General features: G+C 29.3%; 9 protein-coding genes. 4 read left to right on the top strand and 5 right to left on the bottom strand.

From position 1 onward, the window contains the following. The first annotated feature begins 188 nt into the window (after positions 1 to 188). Entirely contained in the window at positions 189 to 641 is a 453-nt protein-coding gene (locus tag L8V85_RS07390) for a DUF411 domain-containing protein (RefSeq protein WP_263737756.1), read from the top strand. 10 nt (positions 642 to 651) lie between these two features. Here the strand turns inward: L8V85_RS07390 and L8V85_RS07385 are convergent, their stop codons facing one another. Genes L8V85_RS07385 through exbB form a run of 3 tightly spaced genes read right to left on the bottom strand, consistent with a single transcriptional unit; the run spans position 652 to position 2,115 of the window. Further along, positions 652 to 1,305: an energy transducer TonB gene (locus L8V85_RS07385; protein WP_263737755.1), complete on the bottom strand. Its 654-nt coding sequence runs from the start codon at positions 1,303 to 1,305 to the stop codon at positions 652 to 654. After that, a complete protein-coding gene (gene exbD, locus L8V85_RS07380; protein ID WP_263665899.1) occupies positions 1,302 to 1,691 on the bottom strand; it encodes a TonB system transport protein ExbD in 390 nt (129 codons plus the stop codon). Before exbD ends, L8V85_RS07385 begins: the two co-directional genes overlap by 4 nt. Beyond that, on the bottom strand, positions 1,684 to 2,115 hold the full coding sequence (exbB, locus tag L8V85_RS07375; protein WP_133319846.1) for a TonB-system energizer ExbB: 432 nt from the start codon (positions 2,113 to 2,115) through the stop codon (positions 1,684 to 1,686). The genes exbD and exbB overlap by 8 nt, the downstream gene beginning before the upstream one ends. A 158-nt stretch (positions 2,116 to 2,273) precedes the next feature. On the opposite strand from exbB, the gene L8V85_RS07370 reads away from it, so the two are divergent. Next, on the top strand, positions 2,274 to 4,367 hold the full coding sequence (locus tag L8V85_RS07370; RefSeq protein ID WP_263665897.1) for a TonB-dependent receptor domain-containing protein: 2,094 nt from the start codon (positions 2,274 to 2,276) through the stop codon (positions 4,365 to 4,367). Here the strand turns inward: L8V85_RS07370 and L8V85_RS07365 are convergent. Together L8V85_RS07365 and rho are read right to left on the bottom strand one after the other, a co-directional pair. After that, entirely contained in the window at positions 4,364 to 5,899 is a 1,536-nt protein-coding gene (locus L8V85_RS07365; protein ID WP_263737754.1) for a DNA polymerase III subunit gamma/tau, read from the bottom strand. The two genes, L8V85_RS07370 and L8V85_RS07365, sit on opposite strands and share 4 nt — an antisense overlap. Positions 5,900 to 5,901: 2 nt before the next feature. Further along, entirely contained in the window at positions 5,902 to 7,206 is a 1,305-nt protein-coding gene (rho, locus tag L8V85_RS07360; protein WP_263737753.1) for a transcription termination factor Rho, read from the bottom strand. A 181-nt stretch (positions 7,207 to 7,387) separates the two neighbouring features. Here rho and L8V85_RS07355 point away from each other — a divergent pair, with 181 nt between their 5' ends. Further along, complete coding sequence (locus L8V85_RS07355) at positions 7,388 to 9,733, top strand: heavy metal translocating P-type ATPase (RefSeq protein WP_263737752.1); 2,346 nt, start codon at positions 7,388 to 7,390, stop codon at positions 9,731 to 9,733. Beyond that, positions 9,730 to 9,945 carry a cbb3-type cytochrome oxidase assembly protein CcoS gene (ccoS, locus tag L8V85_RS07350; RefSeq protein ID WP_263666814.1) on the top strand — a complete coding sequence of 72 codons (216 nt, stop codon included), beginning with the start codon at positions 9,730 to 9,732 and terminating at the stop codon, positions 9,943 to 9,945. Before L8V85_RS07355 ends, ccoS begins: the two co-directional genes overlap by 4 nt. Positions 9,946 to 9,948: the final 3 nt, after the last annotated feature.

Raw genomic sequence — 9,948 nt, 5'->3', positions numbered from 1 at the left:
TTACAAAATAAAAAGAAGGTTTTAGTACTTGTTAAGTGGTAGAAAATCAGAAAAGTTATTTAGAAATTTTATTTAGTAGTAATACTTTAATTTAATATTTTTAATTAGCCATAGTTGATATTTTTGGTTTTTGATATAAAATATTAATTTTTATAATGTATTGTATCTTTTTTATTTTTGGAGGATATATGAAAAAATTATTTTTAACTTTAACGCTTGGTTTTACAAGCTTATTGGCTAATGAAAAAATATTAAATATTTACGAAAGTCCCACTTGTGGATGTTGCGATCTTTGGGCTAATTATATGAAAGATAAAGGCTATAAAGTACAAATACACAAAAGTGAAGATTTTTTAAAAATAAAAGAAAAAATGAATATTCAGCCTATGTATCAAAGCTGTCATACTGGCGTGATTGATGACTATGCTATAGAAGGGCATGTTCCTGAAGATGCAGTTGCTTGGCTTTTGGAAAATAAACCTGAGGATGTTATAGGTATTTCTGCTCCTGGTATGCCTCAAGGAAGTCCTGGAATGGAACAAGGTTATGAAGAAGAATATCCTGTAGTTTTGATGCTTAAAAATGGAGATTATAAAATTTATGGGATCTATAAAGGACATAATTTAACCAAGACAAACTAAGCAAAATTGCTTAGTTTATTTTGTATATTAAAGGTATTCTTATATGAAAAGTTTTTTCATATTGTGGAAAATTATTAGATGCTATGCGTATAGTTTCTAAGGCACTATCATTTAATAGTTTATATTTTGATGGTTTTAATATTTTTAAGTTTAATAAGTTTTTATCCTTAGTCCATGTGAATTCTACTAAAATTTCACCACTCATCCGCATTTTTCTAGCTTGCCTAGGATAAATTAAAGCTTTATCTATAGCTTGCTTAACTTCTTTTAAAAGTTCATTGTTATTAGTTAAAGATATACTTTCTTGAGAATTTATCAGGATGTTTTTTTCTTGAGATGTTATTTTTTGAGATTTTATTTCCTCTTTTAATCGATTTGTTGCTTTAGTATCGGTTGAAGTATTTATTTTTTTAGGTTGAACGATAGGTTTTTCTTTTACTTGTTCTATTTTTTTTATTTTTTCTTGTTTAGATTGTTCGTTTTTTACTTTAGGAGAATCTTGTAAAAATTGTTTTATAGCTATATTAAATTTTTCTTCCTTTGTAGTGTTATGTTGTATATGTAAAAAATTCTTAGTATAAAGAAAAACAAAAAGTAAAGGTAAAAAGATAAATAAAGTAATGAAAAATGATTGATTTTTATGATTACTTATAAAAGTCTTCATCTTTTGTGCTCTGTTAAAATTTGAAAATTTTCATGATTTTTATTTTTTAAAATATCAATAATTTTTACAAAGCTTTCAAATTTTGCCTCTTTATCGCTTTTTAACTCTACTAAGGTTTTAGAATTTATAGTGTCAAATTTTTCTTTTATTTCTTCTATGGAAACTGTTTTTCCATCGATATAAAATTTATTTTCTTTATCGATTAAGATGCTTATTTTGTCTTTATTTTCACTTATGGAATTTGAATTTTCACTTTGAGGTAGATTGATTTTGATTTCACCATGTGCGATAAAAGTGGATATACTTAAAACAATGGCTAGTAAAACAAGCATTATATCTATAAAAGGAATAATATTTAAACTTTCATTTTTTGGTAATTTAAGCATTTTTATCCTTAAAAATACGATATGCATTACTCAAAGTTGATATTTTTCTAAGCAACCCATTATAAGCCATCAAAGAAGGGATGGCAACTAAAATTCCCAAAGCAGTAGCCTTTAAAGCCAGCGATAAGCCAATAACAATAGATTTTACATCAATATTTCCACTTGCTCCCATGTCGTAAAATGTAATCATAATCCCTACTACAGTTCCTAAAAGTCCTACATAAGGAGCGTTAGTGTAAATAATATAAAGCATGGTGATATTTTCACTAATTGCATCATCAAATTTTTCTTGGCATTGATAATCATTTAGTTTAATTTTTCTAAAAAATAAGATGCGTTCTATAGTGCACCATATAGCAATAAATGCCATTAACCCTAAAACAATAAATATAATTAAGTCAATATAAGTTTTTAAAAATTCCATACATCCTCGCTTTAAAAATTTTTGTGATTATATTACTGAAAATTAAATTATTTATTAATAACAATTATCATAATTGATATAATAAATTTATTTTAAATTAATAATTATTATCATAATATTCCAACTTTGAAAATTTTGTTTATTTAAGAAAGGAAATAATGAAAAATTATTGCTTGTCAGTTTGTGTTGCTAGTCTTTTGGTCTGTAATGCTTTATCACAAGAAGTTTTATTAGATAGTTCTATAGTGAGTGCTTCGGGATTTTCTCAAGATATTAAAGAAGCTCCTGCTACTATAAATGTGATTGGTAAAAAAGATTTAGAGAGTAAGCCTTATAGAGATGTTGCTGAAGCTATTGCTGATATTCCTGGTGTAGATTTATTTGCTAGTAAAGGAAAAACAGGCTCTTATAATATTACCATGAGAGGTATTACTGGATATACTTTAGTTTTGATTGATGGGCGTCGTCAAGGAATAGGTGGAGAAGTAGGACCTAATGGTTTTAATGAAATTTCAAATTCATTCTTACCACCAATTTCTAGTATAGAAAGAATAGAAGTAATAAAAGGGCCAATGAGCACTTTATATGGTTCTGAAGCTTTGGGTGGTGTTGTAAATATCATCACAAAAAAAGTAAGTAACGAGTGGGAAACATCATTTAGTTTGGATAGTATTTTTAATGCACATAAAGAATGGGGTAATACTTATGGCGCAAGTATATATTCTAGTGGTCCATTGATGAATGATCGTTTGGGACTTACTTTGCGTTTTAGAGAGTTTTATAGAGAACAATCTAATGTTGAATTTAGTAATGGGAGTGGTCAAAGAGTGCAAGGTGATCAAGCACAAAGTCCTACAAAAGCAAGTAATTTTAATTTAGGAACTAGATTAAATTACTTAATAGATGATTATAATACTTTGATATTTGATATTGATTTTTCAAGAAATCATTATGATAATAAAAAAGGCCAACTCGGTACATTAACAAAACCAACAGATAAAAATAATGGCTCTTTAACAGGTGGTTATACAGATACCATGCAAGTGGATAAGTTGGTAACTTATTTAAGTCATGAGGGGGTATATGATGATTTTTTAATTACTTCTACTTTGCAGTATAACCGTGTAAGTAACGATGGGCGTGAGGTAGTTGGCCAAGCAAATCAGCCATTTTTAGGGCAAAATAGAGATATAGTTGCTGAAGATATTATTATAGATACAAAATCAGTTATTCCTTTAGGTCAAAGTCATATTTTAAGCGTGGGTGGTGAGTATAGACTTGAGAAAATGCAAGATAAAATTGCTAATCCTACTAATTTTGATCAATATTTATTAGCTTTTTTTGCAGAAGATGAATATGGTATAAGAGATGATTTAAGATTTACTTTTGGAGCAAGATATAATTATCATGAAATTTTTGGAAATAACATTTCTCCAAGAGCTTATTTAGTTTATAATCCTACTAGTGAGCTTACTTTAAAAGGCGGTGTTTCAACAGGCTTTAGAACCCCATATGCTAATAGATTGATAGCTGGTGCTTATAATTATAGTGGACAAGGTAAATATCCTATGTATGGAAATCCGAATTTAAAAGAAGAAACATCGCTTAATTATGAACTAGCCGCTGTTTATAATAATGATTTGTTTTATATTTCAGCAACTGGCTTTTTAACAAATTTTAAAGATAAAATTTCTAGTCAAAAATTTAGTAAAGATAGTATGATTTTGGGTATTGGAAAATGTGAAGCTGATACATGCTATCAGGCGATTAATCATGGCAAGGTTGAGTATAGAGGCATAGAACTTGGAGCTGGGATTACTCCTGTAGAGCATTTAAATTTAGATCTAGCTTATACTTATCTTGATAGTGAAATTAAAGATGCGCAAGATGAAACTATGATAGGAAAACCAGAAATTGATAGTCTAAAACACAATATCATGTTAAAAGCAAGTTATAATATCTTTAGTAAATTCACTCCATGGATAAAAGGCGAATGGCAAATAGATCGTTATATGGGTGATACAAATATTAATAGAGAGTATTATCAAGATGTCTTTTTAGCTTCTATGGGTGTGCGTTATGATATTAATAAAAAATGGAATATTAATGCGGCAATTTATAATCTTTTTGATAAAAGTTTTACAAATGATTGGGAGTCTTATAAAAACAAAGGTGAAGATACTTGGGTAAATACTTATAATCGCATAGAAGAAGGAAGAAGAATTTATATTTCAATCAACGGCAGTTTTTAATTTTGTATAGTTGGGGAGCCAAAGAGCTTATTGAGAGCTTCTTTGGTTTCGTCTTTAGGATCGTATTTTTTAGCATCTTTTTTAAAATTTTCAAAATGTTCATTTAAATTCGGAGTACTTTTTATTTCTTGTTTTATAGGAGTTTTGAATATATCTTGTAATTTTTGGGTATCTATAGTTTCTATTTTTTGAATTTTAATTTGTGTTTTTTCTCCAAAAAGTTCATGAAGTAAGACTTTGATTAATTTAAAGCCATTGTTTAGGATTTTTCTATCATCATCTTTAGCATGTGAGCTAATACTTAAAATATCATCTTCAAAGGAAATAAACTGCGTGGTTTTTTTGAAAACTTCAGCTAAATCATAATCTCTTTTGTAAATAGCTTTTAACAAACTTTCATAAGGATTAAGTTTTTCTTCTTTAATTGTTTGTATAGAAAGAATTTCTTGTTGTTTTGGGTTTGGTGTGTTATCTTGTTTTGGACTTTTGCTGTAAATAGCTTCATCAATACTTTTTAGATAAGTTGCTTCTATAAGCATGAAAGCCATAACACAAAGTACAAAACTATCATCATCGCTAGAATTTAACATAGTCTTAGCGCGCGAAAGAATTCTAAAAAATCTTTCGTAAATTAACATAGAAAAAAGATTGTTTTTGGCAAAAAATGCTTCTTTTAAAAAAAATATCATCTCATCGATGACATTACTTGCCTCGTAATCTTCAAATTCTTTTAAAAACTCAAGAACTTTATCTTTATCGTTAGCTAAAATGGCTTGATAAAATTCTTCAATTTTAGATGGATCTAAAAAGCCTAGCATCGCAGTAATTTTTTGTGTTTGTATATGATTTTGACAATATACTATGGCTTGATCTAATAAAGTTAGAGTATCTCTTAAAGATCCGTTTCCACTTCTTGCTATGAGTTTTAAAGCTTCTTTTTCATAATTGATATTTTCTTTTTCTAAAATCCACTCAAGATGATTTAAGATATCGTGGATAGAAATTTGCTTAAATCTAAAATGCTGCGTTCTTGAAAGAACCGTAGCAGGAAGTTTTAAAGGGTCAGTTGTTGCTAGTATAAATTTTACATAGCTTGGTGGTTCTTCCAAGGTTTTAAGCAAGGCATTTGCTGCTTGTGGAGTAAGCATATGCACTTCATCGATAATAAAAATTTTAAACCTAGCTAAAGATGGAGCGTATTTAACTTGCTCGATAAGCTCTTGAATGTCTTCTAAGCTTCTATGGCTTGCAGCATCCATTTCTATAATGTCTATATTAGAGCCACTGAGTGAAGATAAGCATTGAGAACATTCTCCACAAGGATTAGCACTTGGTCCCTTTTCACATACTAGAGCTCTTGAAAAAATTCTTGCACTTGAAGTTTTTCCACTTCCGCGTAATCCTGAAAATAAATAAGCATGTGCTAAGCGATTATTTTCAAGAGCATATTTTAAGCTTGTAGAAACAGTATTTTGCCCTACAAGCTCATTGAAATTTTTTGGTCTGTATTTAACAGCAAGAGCTTGGAGCATTACTACTCATTCATGATGGATAACAACTCTTCATTGCTTTTGGTTTTTAGCATTTTAGAGTATAAGAATTTTAAAGCTTCTATATCATCCATTTGTGAAATAGCTGATCTAATTGCCCAAATTTTTTGAAGTTTTTCAACACCTTGGAGTAATTCTTCTTTTCTAGTGCCTGATTTTATGATGTTAATTGCAGGGTAAATTCTTCTGTCTGAAATATTTCTATCAAGAACGATTTCGCTATTTCCTGTTCCTTTAAATTCTTCAAAAATCACTTCATCCATTCTTGAGCCTGTTTCTATCAAGGCAGTTGCTATGATGGTTAATGAGCCACCATGTTCTATATTTCTAGCTGCACCAAAAAAGCGCTTTGGCTTATGCAAGGCATTTGCATCAACCCCGCCACTTAAAACTTTACCACTGCTTGGTGTGGCAGTATTATAAGCTCTTGCTAATCTTGTAATAGAATCAAGTAATATAATGACATCTTTACCTGTTTCTACCATCCTTTTTGCTTTTTCTATAACAAGTTCAGCCACTCTAACATGATTATAGGCAGGTAAGTCAAAAGTAGAGCTAAAAACCTCGCCTTTAACACATCTTTGCATATCTGTAACTTCTTCAGGGCGCTCATCTACTAAAAGTACAATCAAATGAGCCTCCGGATGATTTTTAGCAATAGCGGTAGCTAGTTCTTTCATTAACTCAGTTTTACCAGTTCTTGGAGGTGCTACGATTAAGCTTCTTTGACCTTTTCCAATAGGAGCAAACAGATTAAGCATTCTACCTGTTAATTTTAAAGGATCATATTCTAATTTGATTTTTTCAGTTGGAAAAATTGGAGTAAGATTGTCAAATAAAGGTCTTTCTCTAGCTTCTTTTAATGGAAGATAATTAATCGCTTCAATTTTTAATAAAGCATAGTATTTTTCTTGATCTTTTGGCTCTCTAACTTGACCAGTAACTATATCTCCTACACGCAGAGCAAATTTGCGAATTTGTGAGTTTGATACATAAGCATCATTTACACTATCGCTTAAATTTGAGTCCATTCCACGCAAGAATCCATAACCTTCAGGCGAAATTTCTAAAATTCCTGTAAAGAGTATAAAGCCACCTTTTTTGGTTTGTGCTTTTAGAATTTCAAAAATAAGATCTTGTCTTCTAAATTCTCTTGGATTTTCTATTTCTGCTTCATTTGCTATTTTTACTAAGCTTTCTAAATCAAGCAACTTTAAATCTTCTATTTTATAACCTTCAACAGGAATGTGTGTTCTTTGGTGTTGTTTCTTTTCTTTTGTATTTTCCATATATCCTCATAAAATGTAGAAAATGTAGTTTTTGTTTTAGTTTATTCAAAAAAGATTTTATTAAAAAAAATACTTTTTTGTCAAATTTTAGAAATTATAATATAGCTTTGTAAATAATTTTTAAAATTGAAAGTTTGAAAAAATGATAAAATATTGTAAAAACTTATAAAGAAAGTATAAAATGAGATGTAAGCATTGCCAATTAAGCTTTAAACAAGAACAAATGATAGAAAAAAATGGAAATTATTTTTGTTGTAAAGGCTGTGAAAGTGTATATGAAATTTTACAAGAGAATAATTTGGAGGAATTTTATGAAAAACTTGGTAATCAAACTTTAACCCCAGTAACAATAGAATATAGTATTAAAGACTATGAAAAATACATACAAAAAACAAAAGAAGGCTTTAGTGAGGTTTTTTTACTGATAGAAGAAATTCATTGTGCAGCCTGTGTTTGGCTTAATGAAAAAATTCTCATTAAAAGTGAAGGAGTGATAGAGGTTGATATTAATTCTATTACTCATAAAGCTAGAATTGTTTTTGATGAAAAAAGTATTAATCTAGTAAAAATTATCCAAAATATAGAAAGTATAGGCTATAAAGCTAGTGTGTATTTACCTACAAAAAATGAACAAAGAGCAACTCAAACCAAAAGAGATTTTTATGCGAAATTAATAGTTGCTATAGCTTGCGTAATGAATATCATGTGGATATCTGTAGCTAAATATGCTGGGTTTTTTAGTGGTATGGAAGCTGATATTAAAGATATTTTACATTTTGCTGAATTTTTACTTTGTACTCCTGTACTTTTTTACACAGGCTCGATTTTTTATAAAAATGCCTATTATGCTTTGAAATTTAAAAGTGTTAATATGGATACTCTAGTAATTGGTGGAGCAAGTCTAGCTTATATATATTCAGTGTGGGCAATGTTCTCAAGAGCTTCACAGGTATATTTTGACTCTGTGGCGATGATTATTTGTTTTGTTTTTATAGGAAAGTATTTAGAGCTTTTAAGTAAGAAAAAAGCCCTTGATACGCTCGATCATTTGAGGTCATTTTTAGGTAATGAAGTAAGGGTGTTAAAAAATGAAAAAATAGAAAATATCGATGTAGAAGAGGTGCAAATAGGAGATATTATAGAGTTAAAAGAAGGCGATAGGGTTTTAATAGATGGAGTGTGTATTAGCGGTAATATTAGTTTAGATATGTCTAGTTTAAGCGGAGAGAGCTTACCACTTGATGTGCAAAAAGATGATATGATTTATTCTGCTTCTTTAGTTTTAAGCGGGAATGCTTTATATAAGACAAATGCTCTTTATAAGGATTCTAAATTAGCTAGGATTATTGATTTACTTGAAAATTCAAGTGCTAAAAAAGCCAAAATAGAAAAAATGGTGCAACAGGTAAGTAAGTATTTTTCGCCTATTATTTTAATTTGTGCTTTGTTGTGCTTTGTTTTTACTTTTTTTGTACTAAATTTAGGTTTTGAAGAAGCCATGATACGCATGGTTTCTGTGCTAATCATAGCTTGTCCATGCGCTTTGGCTTTAGCTACACCGGTGAGTTCTTTAGTAGCAATTAGCACTGGTTTGAAGGAAAAAATTTTATTTAAAGAAGCAGGTGTTGTGGAGGATTTGAGTAAGTGCAATGTGGCTGTGTTTGATAAAACAGGGGTTTTAACAAAGGCTAGTTTAGAAGTTAAAAAAAGCTTTTTGGATGAGAGGTTAGATAAAAATGAGTTATTAAATTTCTTACACCTGACTAACCACCCAGTGGCTAAAAGCATTTTGAAATTTTTAGATGAAAAAATTGATAGCAGAATAGAATTTGAAAAAGTTCAAAATTTTCAAGCAAGAGGTTATAAAGCCTTTTTGGGTAAAGATGAATTTTTGGGAGGAAATGAGAAATTTTTCAAAGAAAATCATATGCAAGTACAAGAATTTCAAACTACGCATTTTATATTTGCTAAAAATAAAACTATATTAGCAGTTTTTGAATTAGAAGATAGTATGAGAGAAAGCTCTGAAGAGTTGATCGAATTTATGAAAGAATGCAAAATGCAAATTTATATGTTAAGTGGTGATAATTTATCTGCTGTGAGTAAGGTAGCTGAAAAATTAAAAATAAATCATTTCAAAGCTTCATGTATGCCAGAAGATAAAATGCAAATAATAGCTAACTTAAATCAAACAGGTAAGGTTTTAATGGTAGGAGATGGGGTAAATGATGCTTTAGCACTTTCTTATGCAGGTGTTGGGGTTTCTTTAAAAGAAGGTTCTGAGCTTGCTATGGAAAATAGTGATATTATATTGTTAAAAAACGACTTAAAAAGCTTGCAAAAGGCTATACAAATAGCTAAAAAAACTTATCAAATTATTAAACAAAATTTAGCTTTTTCTTTATTTTATAATGCCTTGAGCATGCCTTTAGCTTTTTTTGGTTTGATTAATCCTTTAATTGCAGCTTTGTCAATGTCTTTTAGTAGTATAATAGTGATTTTAAATGCTTTAAGGATTAAAAAATGAATGGTGTTTTAATAATGATGATAGGTGTTTCTATGGTTGCTTTATTTTTGGCAATTTGTGCTTTACTTTGGGGGATCAAAAATAAGCAATTTGACGATGATTATAAATTTACTATTTTAAATGATAGCGAAGAAGCTTTAAACGATGCAGTGATTTTGGAAAAAAGAAAAAAAGAAGCTTTGGAAAAGAAAAATCAAGAAAAACAGCCATAAAGG

Origin of the sequence: Campylobacter sp. IFREMER_LSEM_CL2090, from assembly GCF_025771865.1 — a bacterium.
GTDB lineage: Bacteria > Campylobacterota > Campylobacteria > Campylobacterales > Campylobacteraceae > Campylobacter_D > Campylobacter_D lari_D.
Note: the sequence above shows the minus strand (reverse complement) of the source record. Positions and strands in the feature narration are given on the sequence as shown.

What these genes read in the sequence shown, in the direction of transcription:
- L8V85_RS07390 (WP_263737756.1), top strand. Translation starts at nt 189, where the DNA reads ATGAAAAAATTATTTTTAACTTTAACGCTTGGTTTTACAAGCTTATTG.
- L8V85_RS07385 (WP_263737755.1), bottom strand. Translation starts at nt 1,305, where the DNA reads ATGAAGACTTTTATAAGTAATCATAAAAATCAATCATTTTTCATTACT.
- exbD (WP_263665899.1), bottom strand. Translation starts at nt 1,691, where the DNA reads ATGCTTAAATTACCAAAAAATGAAAGTTTAAATATTATTCCTTTTATA.
- exbB (WP_133319846.1), bottom strand. Translation starts at nt 2,115, where the DNA reads ATGGAATTTTTAAAAACTTATATTGACTTAATTATATTTATTGTTTTA.
- L8V85_RS07370 (WP_263665897.1), top strand. Translation starts at nt 2,274, where the DNA reads ATGAAAAATTATTGCTTGTCAGTTTGTGTTGCTAGTCTTTTGGTCTGT.
- L8V85_RS07365 (WP_263737754.1), bottom strand. Translation starts at nt 5,899, where the DNA reads ATGCTCCAAGCTCTTGCTGTTAAATACAGACCAAAAAATTTCAATGAG.
- rho (WP_263737753.1), bottom strand. Translation starts at nt 7,206, where the DNA reads ATGGAAAATACAAAAGAAAAGAAACAACACCAAAGAACACACATTCCT.
- L8V85_RS07355 (WP_263737752.1), top strand. Translation starts at nt 7,388, where the DNA reads ATGAGATGTAAGCATTGCCAATTAAGCTTTAAACAAGAACAAATGATA.
- ccoS (WP_263666814.1), top strand. Translation starts at nt 9,730, where the DNA reads ATGAATGGTGTTTTAATAATGATGATAGGTGTTTCTATGGTTGCTTTA.